The following is a 19,193-nucleotide window of genomic DNA, read 5'->3' as shown; positions in this document are numbered from 1 at the left end:
TTATATTTTTTTCAGGAGACAGTTCTTCATATTTTTGATATATTGGGTCGGAATATTCTCACCCAATAACAAAATGAGCGTCACATCATTCCTCCAAAAAGTCATGGGAGACCCCTCTGAAAAAGCCGTAAAAGCCGCGTGGAAAAAGGTAGAAGAGGTCAACAAGATTGAAGAACAACTTCAAGCTCTTTCCGATGAAGAGCTTCGGGCAAAAACAGACGAATTTCGAGAGCGAATTCAAAATGGAGAAACAACGGAGGCTCTTCTTCCTGAAGCTTTTGCTGTTGTTAAAAATGCTTGTCGTCGGCTTTCGGGAAGTACTTTTGAGGTAAATGGAAAGGAAGAAACTTGGAATATGATTCCCTATGATGTTCAAATTGTAGGAGGCGCTGTCCTCCACAGCAGGCGTATTTCTGAAATGAAAACAGGAGAAGGAAAAACACTGGTTTGCACGCTTCCTGCATATCTCGAAGCACTCGCCGGAAAAGGCGTACATGTCATTACCGTGAATGATTACCTTGCAAAACGTGATGCCCAGTGGATGGGACACCTCTACCGATATCTTGGACTTTCTGTGGGGGTCATTACAAATGATGTCGACCGCTCTGGACGAAAAGAGGCCTACGCTTCGGATATTACCTACGGAACAAATAATGAATTTGGTTTCGATTACCTTCGAGACAATATGGCAACAACTCCACGAGACATTGTGCAGCGCGAACTCCATTATGCCATTGTGGATGAGGTCGACTCTATCCTTGTGGATGAAGCACGTACACCACTCATTATTTCGGCTCCAGCAGAAGAATCGACTTCAAAATATCAAAAATATGACACACTCGTGCGACACCTCGAAAAAGACACACACTACAACTTGGACGAAAAACGAAAAACAGCGGTACTCACAGAAGATGGTATCAAAAAAATGGAACAGCTCATGGGAGTAGAAAATGTCTACAGCGATGCTGGTTTTGCGGAAGTGCATCACATTGAACAAGCTTTGCGAGCGCGAGCAGTCTATCACCGAGATAAAGACTATGTCGTTAAAGACGGAGAAGTCATTATTGTGGATGAATTCACGGGACGTCTCATGCCTGGACGCAGATATTCGGATGGCTTGCACCAAGCACTTGAAGCGAAAGAAAAGGTAGAAATTCGTCGCGAAAGCAAAACATTGGCGACGATTACGTTTCAGAACTACTTTCGACTGTACCACAGACTCTCAGGAATGACGGGAACGGCGAAAACAGAAGAGGAAGAGTTTTTGAAAATTTACGGATTAGAAGTTGCTGTTATTCCCACAAATCGAACCATAACGCGAAAGGATTTAGCGGATGTTGTCTACAAAAATGAGCGCGGAAAATTTATTGCCATTGCCCAAAAAACAGCAGAAAAACATGCTTCTGGGCAACCAGTTCTCATCGGAACTATTTCTATCGAACGATCCGAAGCACTCTCTTTTCTCTTGCAACAAAAAGGCATTCCGCACGAAGTGCTCAATGCAAAAAATCACGCTCGAGAAGCAGAAATCGTGGCAAATGCCGGACAATTTGGAGCAGTCACTATCGCCACAAATATGGCAGGACGCGGAACAGATATTAAACTTGGAGAAGGTGTGGCAGAACTTGGTGGGCTTTGCATTATCGGTTCCGAACGACACGAATCACGTCGCATCGATAATCAGCTCCGCGGACGTGCGGGACGACAAGGAGATCAGGGAGAAACACAATTTTTCTTATCACTAGAAGATTCGCTCATGCGTCTTTTTGGTTCTGATCGTCTTCAAAAAATGATGGAAACGCTCAAAATTCCAGATGATATGCCCATTGAAAGCCGACTTATTAGCGGATCGATTGAATCGGCACAAAAGAAAGTAGAAGGACATCACTTTGATGTTCGAAAACATGTCGTACAATACGACGATGTTATGAACCGCCAACGAGAAATTATCTACCGACGACGACGAAAAATACTAAACCAAGGAGATATTCACGAAGAGATTCTCAAGTGGATTGAGGGCGAAGTGGAACTCCTGAGAAATCTCCATATTCATGGACGCGAAGCACATCAGTATGAGCTCAAAGAATTTGCCGCGGGTATTTCTGCACTTCATCAACACGGTGCCCCAACCATAGTAGATTACGAAACCGCCGAAACAGAAGAGAGAATAGAAGAACTCGCACGAACCTTTCTCACCACCGAATACCAAAAACGGGAAGATGCTCTTTCGGATGCAAAATATTTTCGACAAGCCGAGCGTATGGTTACTCTGCGGACTATTGACCAATTTTGGATGGAGCATATCGATGACATGACTCACTTACGAGAACAAGTAGCACTTGTGGGATATGCTCAAAAAAATCCACTCCACGAGTACCAAGCAATTGGCTACGAAAAGTTTAAAACCTTACTTCAGAAAGTTCAGAATTCGGTTATACGCACTATGTTCCAAATGAATATTGAAATTCGATTTGGACAAGAAATTCCCGAAGAAAAACCGAAAAATATTCAAACTAACGCGGAAGAAATTACAACAGCACTCACCGCAGAAGATACGGTTTCTCGCGCGGGTCCACACCGAGTTTCAGCAAATAATATTCCCCCTTCCGCCGTTTCAAAAATATCCTCTGGACGTGTTCGAGCAGAATCTACCACACCACAAAAACAACCCGAAGCAGGGAGAAATGACCAGTGTCCGTGCGGAAGCGGAAAAAAGTACAAGAAGTGTTGTGGAAAAGAAGATTAAGGCACCAAGAAAAGCACTGGAATCTCCTCATACAAGGAGATTCCAGTAGGTCTTATCCTGCTCTTCTTCTTATTGGTAACACTTGCCAAGAAGAAGCCCATTTATCACAGATCATCACAAAGCAAACCACAAACTTAAAGAAAAAAAATGGGATCAAGTAGACCGAGATGAAAATTCTAAGGGGGAGATAATTTATTTCCTCCCCCTCCCACATAAAAATCCCTCTGATCAAAACAATGTCCAGAATAGTCCATCCAAAAACCCCAATAATGAGTTGGAGCTTCAAAAGAGGATGTGGTGACGGGGAAAAAGGTCCCCGAATAATAACGTTAAGGAGAAAGAGCAAGATTAGGACAAATAGTGTCCAAGCAAAAAACCCACTATGGGTAAAAATCAGCACTCCCACATATAGGAGACTGTAGGACAAACACAGGTATATAGCTAACATAACAAAATTCCTCTTTTTTTCAGAAGCCCACCTTTCTGGCGAGCAGGATATCTGCATTCAATATACCGAAGAACAAGAAACGCTATCAAAAATAGATTTCTTGCAATCTTTAGCAATGAAATACAGAAGAATACTCACCAGAACAACAATGATGTAAAAGAACGAATTGCTCAAAAATAGTGCATTTTTTATCATTACTAATTTCTTTCTGTCAACAATTTTTATTGTTTAATATATATTTTTTTTGCTGGAATTGAATTGCATTGGACTCTGTGCAAAATCCCATCCAAAAAAAGAGTCATTGCAAGTAATTTCAAAGCAACTTTCACGACATGCTGAAATTGAAATTATTGTGAACATGGTAAGTCGCAAACCCAAACCATGTTCTCATTTTACTTTCACAGGAGTTCCCTTTCTCAAATGTTTTCTGTATTCTCCTTTCCGCTTTTTTCCAATTCAAGTATGTCGTCTTCTGTGGGAATTGTGGGATGCACCGGTGCTGTAGGACAAGAGATGATTTCCGTTCTCCACAAGCGCAATTTTCCACTTTCGGAGCTTCATCTGTTTGCAAGTGCAAGAAGCGCCGGAAAGGTGTTTCAAACTCCATTTGGAGAAAAAACTGTTGAAGAATTTTCCGTGGAAAAAACAAAGAATTTAGATTTTGTGCTTATGGCAGTTTCTGGCAGTTTTGCCAAAGAATATGCAAGAGAAATCGCGAAGGGAAAACCAATTGTTATTGATAACTCCTCTGCTTTTCGCTTAGAAAACGATGTACCGCTCATTTGTCCAGAAGTAAATCCCAAAGCGGCACAAGGGCACAAACTTATTGCAAATCCAAACTGTAGTACACTCATTTTAAATGTTGCCCTCTATCCGCTCCACAGAGAATTCACTTGTAAAAAAGTCATTGTTTCTACTTATCAAGCAACAAGCGGAGCCGGAGCGCCTGCCATGGAAGAACTCCGCACCGAAACACAACACTTCTTAAATGGAGAACCTGTTTTGAATAAAGAATTTGTTCATCCAATCCCTTTTAACCTCATTCCTCATATCGATTCATTTCAAGAAAATGGCTACACCCGAGAAGAAATGAAAGTGACTTGGGAAACGAGAAAAATTTTCGGAGCGCCAAATCTTCCAATTTCATGTACCGCAGTTCGCATTCCTACTTTTCGGGCGCATGCGGAATCGGTAACCATTGAAACAGAAAAACCGATTTCCCCAGAAATGGCAAGGGAAATTCTCAAGATGTCGCCCGGAGTAGAGGTGCGAGATGCACCAGAAGAATTTCTCTATCCTATGCCACTCACCGCTTCTCAAAAGGAAAATGTAGAAGTAGGGCGCATTCGACAGAGTCTTATTTTTGGGGAAAACGGAATCGACTTTTTTCTCTGCGGAGATCAACTCTTAAAAGGTGCGGCACTCAATGCCGTACAGATTTCCGAGCTTTTTGTATAATACTTTCTTGCAGATTTGAAAAAAATACTTCAAAATCGAAAAGTGATACTTTTTCTTTCCTGTCTTATTTTTTCGTGAATTCCGTTAAAAAATACCTTCAGGAGGCTATTCATGAGCTTCGACAGGTTCAGTGGCCTACCAAAAATCATGCCATGCGCATTAGCATTGTTGCCGCTATCTTTGTTGGATCAAGCGCCATCATCATTGGTCTTGTGGACTTGGTTCTCAGCAAAGTTATTCTCTCTCTTTAGTACGTATGTCAGAAGATACCATTATCAAAACAGCAACAGAAGAATCTGCTGGTCGTCAAGATTCCAAAGCAGGACGGAATTGGTATGTAATTCATACCTACTCTGGATATGAAGATTCCGTAAAAAATGCGCTAGAGCAGAGAATTGAGTCGATGAATATGCAAGGAAAAATCTTTGAAATTGTTGTTCCAAAAGAAACCGAAGTTATTTTGCGAAAAGGAAAACCTGTCCAACGCAAAAAATGTATTTTCCCAGGATACGTGCTCGTCAGCATGGTTGTTACAGATGAGAGTTGGTATGTTGTGCGGAATACACCAAACGTCACCGGTTTTGTTGGATCGGGAAATATTCCAGTTCCCGTTACTCCTGAGGAATTTGGACTTGTACGAAAACGAATGGGAGTTAATGAACCAAAGTACAAAGCAGACTTTGGAAAAGGCGATATCGTGAAAATTATCGATGGACCATTCGCCACTCATGAGGGTGTTGTCAGCGAGGTATATCCCGAAAAAGGAAAGCTTCGCGTCCTTGTTACACTCTTTGAACGCGAAACCCCCATGGAGCTCTCTTTTTCTCAGATTCAAAAGAAATAACACTTTTTTCATGCGGACTCTCCTCGTTGCTTCCGGTGTTTTAGGGGTAGCACTCGCCGTTGTTTCCCTCGAAATTGTGGTTCGCCCAGAAACTCTTGATCGAGCGGAGGTGGCTCTTCTTCCGCAAGAAGAAAGTCAATATGCCGTTTCTGAGGAAAATAAGGATGGTGAAACGCCTGTTGTTAAAGGAGTGGATCCAAAGCAATATTTCTCCGTTGCTCAGCTTGAATCAAAGGGTGCTTCTCTTGAGATGGGGAATCGTCATTCTGCCCTCTTTCAGCATGCTTCGGTTCAGCCAGAACGAGACGGTTTTCTTGTTGTTACCTTTCCATTTTTGTGGAATGGAGAAAAAATAGGTCAGGTGAGTCGCGTTATTCCAACTGAATCTATGAGCGCAGGACGCCTCTTCTCTCTCGTTCGAGCAAAGATTGATGGTGCTCTTCCAAAGAACTTAAATGCAAAAGTTTCCCTCTCCGAACCACAAAATACGGTAGGAAAAGCGAATTTCTACCTCAATGACACTATTACTTTCCCCGATACGGTTTTTATGGTAGCGCGTTCCGATAGAAAAGTGCTTGCCTTTCAATATCAAAGGAGTTACCATGATGCCCTGATGAAATCGAACATTTTTCCTCTCTTTTTTCAATAATGGCGAAGAAAGTCACAAAAATAGTCAAACTTCAAGTTCCAGCAGGAAAAGCGAATCCTGCACCACCAGTGGGACCCGCACTTGGATCGGCAGGAGTGCCCATTCAAGATTTTTGTACCCAATTCAATGAGAAAACACGAGAAATGGGTGATACTGTGGTTTCGGTAGTCATTACGGTTTATGAAGACCGAAGTTTTACATTTATTGTTAAATCCCCTCCTGCAGCAATTCTTCTCAAAAAAGCACTCGGAAAACAATCGGGGAGTCCAAAGCCTCATCTCGATAAAATTGGAACCATTTCCCGAGCTCAGCTTGAAGAAATTGCCACCACGAAAATGAAAGATCTCAATGCCAACAATATGGATGCCGCTGTGAAAATTATTGGCGGAACCGCTCGATCAATGGGAATTAAGGTAGAAGCGTAACGAAAAATATTTTTTCATTTGAACAATACAACACCTCTTCTACAAGAGGTGTTTTTCTTATACTACTCCCCTTCTTTTCTTCCCCTTTTCCCTCGGATTCTCCTCGCTCTAAATTAGAGTTTTTGTTTTGATTTACACGTCCGAGATCAACATCAAAGCCAAAAATTACTTTTGTCATAGAAATTAAAAACAAAATTTTACAAAAAGAAAATGACATGGTAAAAAGAACAACTGATAAAAATTCTACTCCTTTTCAAAAGAGCAAATGCAATGTACCAAAAACCACTTTTTTTTCTTCACGATAGTACTCCTTATAGGAGCCTTCGGCGTTTTTTCGCTCGCATTTTTCCTCCATCAAAACATTACGTACGAAATAAACTTCCAAGACAATATAAATACAAAAAATGTTCAAATAAATGGTCTTATGAAGCAATATTCTCTGGAACCACGAGAAGATGGAACCATCGCCGAGATTGAGAAATATGTTATGACCAAAGATGCAGTAGAAATTACTCTTGATGCACCGAAAAATATTGATGATTACAATTCGGTTGTTGTGGAAGCGGAATTTGAAAATCCTGATACCCCAGTGCTCGAAGCGTGTCTTCGAGAACAACAAGATATTGTTCTCAATGAACCAGTGTTTGATTGGACATGCCACGCTCTTGACCATCAATATCTCAATGATTTTCAGAAGTATTTGGGGGGAAATTGGAAAAGTATTTTCGATAAAGAATTGGGGCTAACATTGCTTCAAAAAACAAAAGATGATGAAGCAGGAAAAGCAGGAAAACAGTATAAAAGCGTTCAAGAATTTTTGGAGAATCCACCCAAAAAAAATGTGACAAAAGCTATTAAGATTGACGATTTTGGAAACCCTATCATCAAAGAAAAAGCAGTGCCTCAAATTGCTACGCTAGATTATATTCTGCCTCAAAAGTATAACTTTCAAAAAAACTTAGCTCCAAAAAAACAAAAGAATGAAGTACCAATAATGAAAGTGGGAGTTCCTGTTGGATACGAAAAAGAACAAAATATCTTGGAATCAAATGTCACCCGCATCCCCTATTCCCTTCGAGGAGATGCCACTATAAGTGTTCTTACAGATAGTGATTTAGAGATATATTTCGATAAACAGGATCTAAATATATACAAAGGAGAGGATATATATGAAATAAAAATATCAGACCAGAATGGCATTATTTTTTATGATATTCTTTCTGACGATGGAGACACTGAAAATGATAGAATGACCAATATCCAAAGCTACATGCAAAAGATAGAGGCACCCAAAGAAAAACAACCAACAATGTACACTATTCAATTTCGCTATATTGGAGACGGAAGCGATGCAGTCATTCGAAACTTATTTTTAAATACCAAATATGTTCAAATGAATGGCATACATATCGCTGACCGCGACAATGATGTCGCAAAAAATATAATAACAAAGCCGATTACCCTCTACTCACTGTCTGGAGAAATATCTGCAAAAGCCGCTCATGACTATTCAGAACAAAACATTCTGGTGAACGATGAGAGCAAAAAAATATCCTTTCTTGAGGCAACACAAATCTCTCTCGAAAAACCCATAAACGAAATATATATTGCCAAAAATGACCTCCTTATTTCCTCCGAAGAAAATGGTTTTGCCATGACACCAGAAGGAATTTTTGAGACCGCCCCCTACGCCACTATTCCGTTTGATATTGCAAAAATGAGCAATATTTCCTACATTCTCACTCCATATAAAAAGGGAAGAGTGAAACTCGCATGGAAGAAGCATGAGAACGATAAAAATGACGGGAAAAAACTTCTCCTTCGTCTTTCAGCAAAATCCCTTGAGGGATATCGAAGCTCAATACGAATTGATTCTCTAAAAATCACACTTCGCAAAGAGGATGTTCCATTTGAAAATGAATTCTAAAATATTTTCAATTCTTCAAAGTATTCCACTTTTTTTTATTGGGATCATCCCTGTTGCATTTTTTTTGCTACGAGGAAGTACACCAGAATACTTCTTTGCTATTTTCTCTGCAGCTTTTATTGCCTGCATATTTTTATGTAGAGAATATTTTTCCCAAGAAAAAGATATTCACCAAAATGAAGTATGGAAAAAAGGCGAAACCATATTTGTTATATTGCTCATTCTTCTTGCCTTTCTTATTCGTTTCTACCGTTTAGGAGAATTGAGTCTCTGGTGGGACGAGTTTCTCACAGGAACATATGTAAAATCCATTCTCGAGAATGGCATTCCCCTCTCCCCCTCTGGAAATGAGTATTACTGGAGAGGAATCCCCTATCACTATCTCGTTGCATTATTTTGTTACTTTGGAGGAGAGAACGAGCTTATGCTCAGACTTCCAAATGTTTTTTTAAGCGTTGGAATCCTTTTTATTTCCTATTTTTTTGCAAAAAAGGTTGATAAGAAAATCGCCATTTTTGTTCTTATCTTTTTAACATTTTCTCCGTACAGCATAGAATATGCACAATTTGCGAGATTTTATACTTTAAATAGTTTTCTCTTTCTTGTTGGTCTATGGAGCCTTTGGCAAGGAGTGTGGAAACGAAAGAATATTTTTCTCGTCATTTCTTTTGGTATTCATTTTCTTCTCAATCTTAACAGTGAGCTTGGAAATATTCTTTTTGGAGGAATTCTCGCCGCAATAACACTCCGATTTTTGTTTGACAACACAAAGGAAAGAAAAAAACGTGCCCTTGCAAAGATTCTTCTTGTTCTCGCGCCTTTTTTTGTATTATACATCATCGGAAATCCACTCTATTTTTTTGAAAAAGAAATTCCAGAAGGGGCGAAAAAAGAATATCAAATAGAAACCTCCGAAAGAAAAGGGCTTCTCCTTAATATTCCTGCAAACTCCTTTTCGAACCTTACTTTTGAAGCCTATGACTTCTACCAAAGATACCATATTCCCTTCTGGATTCTTGCTCCGCTTATTTTTCAAACATTTTTTATAGTAAAAAGAAAAGGATTTCAGAAATACACCCCTCAGTTCCATGATTATCTTCTTTTGACGTTTCTCATTAGCAGTGGGATTTTCGATATTGTAAACACCTTTGATAAAGCCCCTCGACTTTATTTCCTGTTCGAACCGCTCATTGTTATTCTCGCTTTTTTCTCTGTCTCCACTACTTCTGAAATTCTTGTCAAGAAACATGTTCCACAAAGAATGGTGCTTTTTACCTTCACTATTCTTGCCCTTTTTTCTCTGCATCCTTTTTTTTGGAACCAGATCAATATTCAATATGGAGACAGCGTTGAACAAAATCCGTTTCGATCAACTTGGAGTCAAAAAATACGAACTGATTCAAAAACAATTCTCAAATTTTTAAATGCAAATTATCGTGAGGGAGACATCTGGATCAATACCATGGATTATACAACGTTCTACACAAATCTAAAGCCAGATTATATACTCAATGAAAATTATCGATGGAAAAATATGTGGCGAGAATTTGCCTTGTTAAACCCGAAAAAAAATGAATATTTTGATCTTCGCACTGGAGCCATTATTATTCCTTCGCATAAAGAATTTTTAAAAATTCTAGAAGAAAAAAAACGTCAAAAGAAAAGAGTGTGGGTCACTGTTCATGGAGCAAACATAGAGACACTCTATACCATACATATTCAAGAAGAGAGCCAAAAATTTTTCCGAAATAATGTAATGAATAAAGTCTATCTTTCACCAGATGGTGTCAGTTCTGTGTATCTTTATTGAATATTTTTTGAAACAAGAGAATAAAATGAGCAAAGCTTGCCACAACACAAGAGAGTGAAAGAGAAATAAGAATGGCGTGTAATTTTCCCTTTAACACAAAAAAGAGAAGGAGAAAGAGCACAGAAGAAGAAATGTAAATAATCGCTCTTTTTCTTATGGCATTGTTGTAGTCAAGAATCGCCCCAAATGACGACAGCAAGGAAAAAGATATCATATAGGGGATAAGCAATCGCAAAAAGAACGATGCCTCTTGGTATGTATTTCCCCAAATGAGACGAACAAAAATATCAGAAAACAAGAGAATCCCTATAGAGATACATACAAGAATGATTATATTGAGAAAAACATAATGGAGGAGAATATTCTTTTTCTCCTGAAAACCAGCGTCCTTTCTCGCAATATTAGAAAAGACAGGAGAAAATGAGAGAGAAAGAGCAGTGTTGATATGGGGGATTTTCGAAACAACATTTTTTGCAATACCATACACTCCGGCATAGACAGGTGAAGCGACAATCCCAAGAAGCAAAATATCAATATAGGAAAAGAAATAGGTTCCTGCTTGCACTACAAAATAGGGAAAACTGTGAAAAAAGAGGGAAAAATATGTCTTCCTATCAAAAAGAAGGAGTGGCGTGTTTTTTTCTGCTCGTGTCTGATACAAAAAAAAGAACGCCCCAAAAACAACTGCCAGAAAAAAGGAGAGAAGATGAAATATAAAAACAGACTCAAGAGTAATCTCTTGTATTAAAGAAAAACAAAAAAGGAAAGAGAAAAATGATATCTGTTCAATACAGCTCAAAAAGAAGGAATATTTTATACGGTGCAACCCGAAAAATATTTGATGAAGAAAATCGAGAATTCCGTAGAGAAGAAGAAAAGGAATAAGGAAAGTCAAAATAATACTAATGAATACCGGTGAAAAAATAGATGTTCCATCCACAAAGAAGAACAGAAGAATACCCGAAAAAAGAGTAACTACCCCTCGAACAACAAAAAAAGGGAAGACGATTTTTCGATATTCTTTTGAGTGGCTCTGTACCAATTCTTTCCTGAGATAATCGTTTACTCCAAAAAGTGTGAAAAAATGACAGAGAGAAAAGAGAGAAAAAAGTACTATCCATTGTCCAAAAACTTCTTTTCCAAGAAGATGAGCAAGAAGAGAGCTGTTCAAAAAAAACAGGAGAATGCCAACTCCTTTTGAAGAAAATGACCACACCGATTCCTGAAAAATCTTCTTTTTCACGAGAGAACTTCAAGATATATCTTTTCAAGATGAGCATTGTACTCATCTTGACTTGGAAATGTCTTTTCAGCAAAGAGACGTCCAGATTTTGCTATTTTGTGACGCAATACGAAATTATGAAATAGTTTTTCGATAAGAAGTGAAAGTGCTTTCGCATCACCAAATGGATAAAGAAGACCATTTTTTTCATGCGAAATATAAGCATTCGGAGCCGGAACATCAGAGATGATAACCGAAATTTCATTTTGCAGAGATTCCAGAAGAAAAAGAGAGAGACCTTCAAATTCGGAACAGAGTACCGAAACATCAAGAAATGAATATGCTGTTTGGCAAGCATGAGACGAGATAGAAGGAAGAAATGAGACATTTTTAGAAAGATTCTTTTGAGAGCAAAGCTTTTGCAGAAATTTTTTTTGCTTTCCTTCTCCCAAAAAAACAGCCCTCCAAGCATCACGAGGAAGCGAAAGAAGCGAAAGTGCATGCAAAAGAACGTCAAGCCGCTTCACTAACTCTATCCTTCCAAAATATCCAATAAGAAACGGTGTCGTCTTTTTAATACCCTCTATTTCTTTGAGTATCATTTGATCATCCAAAGAAATGTTACCTTTCTGAGACAAGAGAGGGTTTAAAAGAACATCACAATGTACATGAGGAACTATCTTTTGTATTTCTTCCTGAAGAGGAGTGGAAACAGCAATAATTCGAGAGATCCTCTTCTGAAAAAGAAGTAAAAAGAAACGATAGAAAGTATTTTGTTTTTGCAAAACATCCCCGTGCTCATGATGAACAAACACAATATAGCTGAGAAAAAGGCTTATAAGACACATAAGATAGAATCCTTTTCGATGATGCGTATGGACAAGATGGATATTTTCTCGTCTCAAAAAGAAAATCAAGAAGAAGAAGGGGGAGATACTCCACTTATAAAAATGTTTTCGAAAAATATTTTCAGTTGTTTTTTTTGATGACCTCAAAAAAAGATATGAACACCTGATGGAAGAAAAAGACTCTGCAAGATTTTGCACAAGGATCTCAACTCCGCCAACTCCCTCTTTGTCAATAAGATGAAGTATATGGTGTTCATTGCTACTTTTGAATCGTATTCCCATACGCTTGGATAAAATCATTTTGAAGCCAATTATCACGAATATTTTTTCCGGTAATAGCAGCCCCCACAGAAAGACTTTTATAAAACGACCTATTCGTCACTGCCTTTTCATAAAAGGCAAGAAGTTCGGAAGGAGAATCATAAAGGATTCCATTTTTTTCGTGAACAATACATTCATTATTATAGGGAATATTTTTGGCAAACACTGGTTTATCATTCGAAAAATAATGAAGAACTTTCATACTGGAACAGACCGTAAGCCTTGGGAGAATACAAAAAAATGATTTTTTTATGAGAATATTTGTCTCTTCAATAGTTTTTTCTCCGAGAAAAAAAACCTTCCCTTCTCGCTCCAAATGAGAGACATTCTTGCGAAGAGCTTCATCAGCTTTCCCAACAATAACAAGTGGCAAAGCGAAAGAGGCATTTTGTGTTTGGACAAGGAACTCAAATACCCCCTGATAACCAAGTGTATTTCCTGAATACAAGAGATAGTGCTTTGGAAAATAAGAAGGGAGAAATGGCTCCTTTTCTTGAAGAGAAATACTGTCGTACCATAATATTTTTTTCCCCAAAAGCAAAATCATTATCTTCTTGATATCGCTTCCAATTACAAACAATGAGATCTGATTTTTGGATAATACTTTTTTCTATACGGAGAAGAAGGAATGTAAAAATCCCTCTATCTTTCTTTAAACTCACACCAAGATTATCGGATATACGATTATGAAGGTTGTATACCATTTTTTTTTGCAAACGAAAGAACACGAGAACACGAGCAATGCATGCCGCCTCAAAATCTTCAGCATGTATGACGCTATAATGACGAGTACACAAAAGAGAAAAAGCCCTCATCAGAACAAAAAAATCCAAAATAATTCGAAAGAAAGATATCTGAAAAGGTCTGAGATTTGGTTTAAAAAATTTTGGTGTTCGAAAAAAAGAAACCCCCTCACGGGGGTTTTCCTTTCCTGTGGCATAACACACCACATCAACTTCATATTTTTGAGAAAGCACCTCAATTGCCTTCATTGCCCTGAGACTAGAGCCCTTCCCAGCGTAGAGGGGCATGCATGCAATAACAAGTACTCTCTCCATAAGGTTTTTAAGAATTATTCTCCGCTGAAATCTGCTGGATAGAATTCATAGTCTGGGCTGTATGTACTTGTGAAGACATCATCAAATCCAGTGAGATCGGACTTTGTGAACTTCATAAGCCATTTTCCACTAATCTTGTTGCGGATGAGAAGATCAACTTTCCCATCTCCGCTGAAATCTGCTGGATAGAATTCATAGTCTGGGCTGTATGTACTTGTGAAGACATCATCAAATCCAGTGAGATCGGACTTTGTGAACTTCATAAGCCATTTTCCACTAATCTTGTTGCGGATGAGAAGATCAACTTTCCCATCTCCGCTGAAATCTGCTGGATAGAATTCATAGTCTGGGCTGTATGTACTTGTGAAGGCATTATCAAATCCAGTGAGATCGGACTTTGTGAACTTCATAAGCCATTTTCCACTAATCTTGTTGCGGATGAGAAGATCAACTTTCCCATCTCCGCTGAAATCTGCTGGATAGAATTCATAGTCTGGGCTGTATGTACTTGTGAAGGCATTATCAAATCCAGTGAGATCGGACTTTGTGAACTTCATAATCCATTTTCCACTAATCTTGTTGCGGATGAGAAGATCAACTTTCCCATCTCCGCTGAAATCTGCTGGATAGAATTCATAGTCTGGGCTGTATGTACTTGTGAAGACATCATCAAATCCAGTGAGATCGGACTTTGTGAACTTCATAATCCATTTTCCACTAATCTTGTTGCGGATGAGAAGATCAACTTTCCCATCTCCGCTGAAATCTGCTGGATAGAATTCATAGTCTGGGCTGTATGTACTTGTGAAGGCATTATCAAATCCAGTGAGATCGGACTTTGTGAACTTCATAATCCATTTTCCACTAATCTTGTTGCGGATGAGAAGATCAACTTTCCCATCTCCGCTGAAATCTGCTGGATAGAATTCATAGTCTGGGCTGTATGTACTTGTGAAGGCATTATCAAATCCAGTGAGATCGGACTTTGTGAACTTCATAATCCATTTTCCACTAATCTTGTTGCGGATGAGAAGATCAACTTTCCCATTCAAAGTAGTTGCTGTTGCAACCGTAAAACTAATACTAAAATCATCGGGGTTGTTGTTTCCGGCAGTATCTTCACAACGAACATAATAAGAATATGATCCACCGTCAGCTAGCCCCGCAATGTCTTCGGAGTGAGAAGTTCCTCCTGTTGTAGTAAAGGTATTTGGCATACTTGCGTAATCGGTTCCCGAAACGGTGTCATACTTACATGTCGCCGCTTCATCAGTATCGAGAGAAAGAGTTGCTCCTGTCGTTCCCGCAGAAAATTCTCCGCTTGGAGCACCATTACTAAGAACTGGCGGGGTCACGTCGAGCGGAACAGGATCAGATTCGTTGGCTTCTTTTGGCGTCCCCTTCTCAATTGCTCCCGAATCATAATTTGTTCCCGTTGTTGTACTCGTAAACCAATTTGTAGCAAGTGTTCCATCACTCGGAATGGTTTTTCGACTCATGGTTGCCTTTGGGTCAACACTACTTCCTACAAGGGGCGTATTCCCATCTCCCGCAGTATCGAGTAGTGTTCCAGAGGCGAAGACTCCATCATAGAGTTTTACCTGAAGAGCTGTATTTGAAAGTGAAACATCGGTGTTGACTACATCGGGATCGACATTGAGCACCGATTCTCCTCCTGAAAAAGCATAATTTTTTGCGTTGTTCGACAGAAGAAAGTAGCCATTCGCAGGAATCATTCCACTTGGAATTTTTACCATAAGTGTCTCCGTTCCGGCACTTTGTGTCAGTTCAAACGCACCAACATTGGTGGGGACATTTCGCACATTTCGAATCTCAATCCATTCATCACTGGTACTTGCAGAAGAACCTGCCCATGCAAGCTCATTGATGACCAGATCTCCTGCACCGGCTTTTCCATAGACAATACTCGGAGCATCTGCCAATCCGTAAGAAAACGTTGTATCTACACCAGGATCTCCCAAATCAACCGTTCCAGCACGAATGGCATCTCGTACTTCTGTAGGAGTAGCACTCGGATGTGCTTGCAAATAGAGCGCCGCCAGTCCAGAAACATGAGGCGTCGCCATAGAGGTTCCATCCATATAGGCATACGGAAGATACCCTGGAGGAGTAAGATGCTCGGGATATGTGCTAGCAATGGCTACTCCTGGAGCAACAACATCAACCCAAGAACCATGGCTTGAAAAAGAGGCAAGAAGATTACTGCTATCAACTGCTCCTACCGCAACAACCGACGTGTATGCCGCAGGATAGTGTGGGGACGTTCCTCCAGAATTTCCAGCGGCGGCAACCACAACAACTCCTGCAGAAAATGCATCATTTACCGCAGTCTCCAAAAGGGAATCGCCAACAGAGGCACCCAGACTCATATTAATAACATCCGCACCATTTTCTACAGCATATCCAACAGCATCAACAATGCTCGCCGTTGTTCCAAAACCAGAATCATCAAGCGCCTTCACTGCCATAAGGCTCGCACCTGGAGCAACTCCCACCAAACCGACGGTGTTGTTTACCTCTGCTACGGTTCCTGCGACATGGGTTCCGTGTCCATAATAATCGTTGGGGCTGTTGTCATCCGCGGGAGTGGTATAATTTGATCCAATAAAATCCCATCCATCACAGTCATCAATATAACCATTACTGTCGTTGTCTATGCCATCTGTACAGTTTGTCTCTCCAGCATTTGTCCAGTGATTTGCTACTAAATCTGGATGATCCCAATCAATTCCCGAGTCAACAATCGCAACTACTACTCCTGCACCAGTAGAATCTCCCCATACAAGATCGGCATTTACTCCAGAGTTTTTATCATTTCCAATATTCCAAAATTTTGTCTGCGCCGTTGCCTGATAGATATAATTTGGCTGAACGCTTTCTACTTCGGCATCACCTTGAAGAGCACTGATAATCTCTTCGGTCTTTTTTCCCTCTTGTCGAAATACGGCAATACCCTCCTTTTGAAATACCTTTCCCTTTTTGAGCGACTTCTTTTTTGCCAGCGCATCAATGCGATTTTGAAATGATTCTCCTTTGAGCTTAGTATTCTTCTTAAAACGAACGAGTACCTCTCCTGGAACACTCTCAGGAGCAACGACACTCGTCGCCGAAAAAGAAGCAGCGGGAGTAACGAATTTTTCTTGTTGCTCAGCAAACGCAAAAAAGGGAGCGAAAAGAAAAACTCCCGAAAAGAATGCAATAAATTTTTTCATAGGAGAAAATTAAAGAGTGAAAAAGAAAGATCACTTTATGGCAACCGTACGAGTATCCCTCCTATTTGTCAAATAGAAATTAGAGAGGAGCAAAAGGAATAAAAAGCAACAAGGGAAGAAAAAACTCTTGAAAAAAGAAACTTTTATTTCCTCCGAAAAACAGCGAGAGTTGTTTCGAAGGAAAAAAACATGGTACAATGAGCGGATTTTTTGCCTTTATTGAAGCGAAAGATATGGAAACTGATACTTCGCAAAATTCATCACCGGATATTTCCCAAAAGCGAACCCGAAAAAAACTGATAAAATGGGGAAGACGAATACTTACCATCGCCATTCTTGGGCTTGTGGGATGGGCACTTTGGGGACCAAAGGAAAAGGCGGTGGAATATGTCACAGAAACCGTATCCACAAAAGACGTTCATCATATTGTTGATATCAGTGGAAGCACAGAATCTGGCTCGACTATTGGACTCCGTTTTGAACGAGGTGGAAAAATTTCTAATGTCCTTGTCGGCGAAGGAGACGAGGTAAAAAAGGGAGATATTCTTACACTTCTTGAGGAAAATCAGCTCAATATTGATGTCGAACAGGCAGAGGCGGCACTCAACATGGCACAGGCAGAACTCGACTTAAAATACGCAGGACCAAATAGGGAAGAACGCGCTGTTTCTGAAGTGAAAAAGGAACAATCACAGCTTGAACTCAAACATGCGGCAGAAGAACTGCAAGACACAAAACAGCTTGGAAAACAGCGAATTGAAAAAGGAGAACGTGAAGTAAAGAATGCTGAGATTACTTTAGAAAATGCGAAAATTGCGTACGAAAATGCCGTGAGATCGGGAGGAAAAACAGAAGAAAGCGCACAAAAAGGACTTTCAGATGATCTTATTTCTGCACAAAAAACCATCATTTCTGCACTTGATGAAGTCCGAAATGCCATTGCTATTACCGATGATATTTTGGAATTTGATACAACAAGTTACAGCGACCGAAGAAGATTTATCGGATTTCGAAATGAAGATGCCGTACGACGTGCAAAAGATGCCTACCGTCAAAGCAAAACTGGTCTTTTGGGAATAGAAGGTGATTTTGAAGAGATAATACCAAACTGGAATACCGAAACTTCCACAGCACTATTGGAACAAATGGATGTACTTCTCATTACTGCAAAAACCATGCTCGATGAGACTTTTGTCGCTCTCGAAAATTCCATCACCGGAGAAAGCCTATCAGAAACTGTTCTCCAAACACTTCGCGGAACAGTAAAAACTGGACAAGATTCCCTCTCCAGTGAACTTGAAACCGTACGGAATCGAGAACAAATTATTTCTGGATCGGTGCTCGATAAGGATACGGCAGATGTTTCGAAATCCAAAGAAATCGACACCGCCAAAGCAAATGTAGATACTGCACAGAGTGCACTTGAAATTGCTATGCAATCACTCGAAAACATAAAAACAGAAAATTCAGTCAATGTTGCTAGTGCGCAGAGAACGATTGGAACCAAAAAAGTCGCTCTCCTCAGTACAGAAAAACAGCACGAGCAACTTATTGCTGAACCACGCAGTGTAGATGTGGCATCGCTCCAGGCAAATGTGAATCAAAAACTTTCTGCATGGAAAAGAGCGAGAGCAAATTTGGAAGAAACAATTCTCAGAGCTCCACGAGATGGAATAGTGACAGACGTTGCATTTGAAACGGGAGAAAGCATTACGACTGCCGAAGATATGATCACCATAAAAACAGATGGACTCTATATTCTTGCAAATGTTCCAGAGACCGATATTTTGCCAGTAAATGTGGGAGATCCAGTAGAAATTGATTTTGATGCCTTTCCGAGCGGAGAAAAACTGATGGGCGAAGTATTCCATGTTGATCCGGCAGAAACCATAATTCAAGGAGTCGTTTATTATCAGATAAAGGTTTCGCTCACAAATCCCGATGAGCGAGTGCGCTCGGGAATGACAGCAGATTTGGAAATTTTGGCAGAAGAGAAAAAAGAAGCACTCACCATTCCCGTAGAAGCCCTACAATATGAAGGAGAACAAGCATTTGTCTCTGTTTTGGAAAACGGTGAAAAAATACGGAAAAATATCCGAACTGGACTTGAAGGAGAAGAGGCTATAGAGGTTCTTGAAGGACTCAATGAAGGAGAACGAGTCATTCTCTATGAAAAAACCGACGGGTAACTTTTTCTTAATCTC

The 19,193-nt window shown here is 39.8% G+C and carries 15 protein-coding genes; 9 read left to right on the top strand and 6 right to left on the bottom strand.

Going from position 1 to position 19,193, the window contains the following annotated elements; all coding sequences use genetic code 11:
- Nucleotides 1-73: 73 nt before the first annotated feature.
- The 6 genes from secA (at nucleotide 74) to rplK (ending at nucleotide 6,570) form a co-directional block, all read left to right on the top strand.
- The gene (gene secA, locus IPN35_00685; protein QQS59392.1) at nucleotides 74-2,746 is read left to right on the top strand and encodes a preprotein translocase subunit SecA; all 2,673 of its coding nucleotides are present in this window, start codon (nucleotides 74-76) and stop codon (nucleotides 2,744-2,746) included.
- Between the two features lie 910 nt (nucleotides 2,747-3,656).
- Nucleotides 3,657-4,652 carry an aspartate-semialdehyde dehydrogenase gene (locus IPN35_00680; protein QQS59391.1) on the top strand — a complete coding sequence of 332 codons (996 nt, stop codon included), beginning with the start codon at nucleotides 3,657-3,659 and terminating at the stop codon, nucleotides 4,650-4,652.
- Nucleotides 4,653-4,726: 74 nt separating this feature from the next.
- A complete protein-coding gene (secE, locus tag IPN35_00675) occupies nucleotides 4,727-4,903 on the top strand; it encodes a preprotein translocase subunit SecE (protein ID QQS59390.1) in 177 nt (58 codons plus the stop codon).
- 5 nt (nucleotides 4,904-4,908) lie between these two features.
- Complete coding sequence (gene nusG / locus IPN35_00670) at nucleotides 4,909-5,496, top strand: transcription termination/antitermination factor NusG (protein QQS59389.1); 588 nt, start codon at nucleotides 4,909-4,911, stop codon at nucleotides 5,494-5,496.
- 10 nt (nucleotides 5,497-5,506) lie between these two features.
- Complete coding sequence (locus IPN35_00665; protein QQS59388.1) at nucleotides 5,507-6,145, top strand: hypothetical protein; 639 nt, start codon at nucleotides 5,507-5,509, stop codon at nucleotides 6,143-6,145.
- Nucleotides 6,142-6,570 carry a 50S ribosomal protein L11 gene (rplK, locus tag IPN35_00660; GenBank protein QQS59915.1) on the top strand — a complete coding sequence of 143 codons (429 nt, stop codon included), beginning with the start codon at nucleotides 6,142-6,144 and terminating at the stop codon, nucleotides 6,568-6,570. Before IPN35_00665 ends, rplK begins: the two co-directional genes overlap by 4 nt.
- Here the strand turns inward: rplK and IPN35_00655 are convergent.
- On the bottom strand, nucleotides 6,554-6,748 hold the full coding sequence (locus tag IPN35_00655; GenBank protein ID QQS59387.1) for a hypothetical protein: 195 nt from the start codon (nucleotides 6,746-6,748) through the stop codon (nucleotides 6,554-6,556). The two genes, rplK and IPN35_00655, sit on opposite strands and share 17 nt — an antisense overlap.
- A gap of 87 nt (nucleotides 6,749-6,835) precedes the next feature.
- Between IPN35_00655 and IPN35_00650 the strand changes: the two genes are divergently transcribed.
- Complete coding sequence (locus IPN35_00650; GenBank protein ID QQS59386.1) at nucleotides 6,836-8,497, top strand: hypothetical protein; 1,662 nt, start codon at nucleotides 6,836-6,838, stop codon at nucleotides 8,495-8,497.
- Nucleotides 8,487-10,307 (top strand): hypothetical protein, encoded by a 1,821-nt coding sequence (locus tag IPN35_00645; protein QQS59385.1) that lies wholly within the window; start codon nucleotides 8,487-8,489, stop codon nucleotides 10,305-10,307. The genes IPN35_00650 and IPN35_00645 overlap by 11 nt, the downstream gene beginning before the upstream one ends.
- Here IPN35_00645 and IPN35_00640 read toward each other — a convergent pair.
- Genes IPN35_00640 through IPN35_00620 form a run of 5 tightly spaced genes read right to left on the bottom strand, consistent with a single transcriptional unit; the run spans nucleotide 10,285 to nucleotide 16,989 of the window.
- Entirely contained in the window at nucleotides 10,285-11,550 is a 1,266-nt protein-coding gene (locus IPN35_00640; protein ID QQS59384.1) for an oligosaccharide flippase family protein, read from the bottom strand. The two genes, IPN35_00645 and IPN35_00640, sit on opposite strands and share 23 nt — an antisense overlap.
- Nucleotides 11,547-12,659 carry a glycosyltransferase family 4 protein gene (locus IPN35_00635; protein ID QQS59383.1) on the bottom strand — a complete coding sequence of 371 codons (1,113 nt, stop codon included), beginning with the start codon at nucleotides 12,657-12,659 and terminating at the stop codon, nucleotides 11,547-11,549. Before IPN35_00635 ends, IPN35_00640 begins: the two co-directional genes overlap by 4 nt.
- A complete protein-coding gene (locus IPN35_00630; GenBank protein QQS59382.1) occupies nucleotides 12,637-13,146 on the bottom strand; it encodes a glycosyltransferase in 510 nt (169 codons plus the stop codon). The genes IPN35_00635 and IPN35_00630 overlap by 23 nt, the downstream gene beginning before the upstream one ends.
- Nucleotides 13,106-13,756, bottom strand: a complete 651-nt coding sequence (locus IPN35_00625; protein QQS59381.1) for a glycosyltransferase — start codon at nucleotides 13,754-13,756, stop codon at nucleotides 13,106-13,108. Before IPN35_00625 ends, IPN35_00630 begins: the two co-directional genes overlap by 41 nt.
- A 14-nt stretch (nucleotides 13,757-13,770) precedes the next feature.
- Nucleotides 13,771-16,989: a S8 family serine peptidase gene (locus IPN35_00620; GenBank protein QQS59380.1), complete on the bottom strand. Its 3,219-nt coding sequence runs from the start codon at nucleotides 16,987-16,989 to the stop codon at nucleotides 13,771-13,773.
- Nucleotides 16,990-17,222: 233 nt separating this feature from the next.
- Between IPN35_00620 and IPN35_00615 the strand changes: the two genes are divergently transcribed.
- Nucleotides 17,223-19,178 carry an efflux RND transporter periplasmic adaptor subunit gene (locus IPN35_00615; protein ID QQS59379.1) on the top strand — a complete coding sequence of 652 codons (1,956 nt, stop codon included), beginning with the start codon at nucleotides 17,223-17,225 and terminating at the stop codon, nucleotides 19,176-19,178.
- Nucleotides 19,179-19,193 lie beyond the last annotated feature (15 nt).

Source organism: Candidatus Peregrinibacteria bacterium (assembly GCA_016699755.1).
Classification (GTDB): Bacteria; Patescibacteriota; Gracilibacteria; order CAIRYL01.
This window is presented reverse-complemented; position numbering and strand designations above follow the sequence as displayed.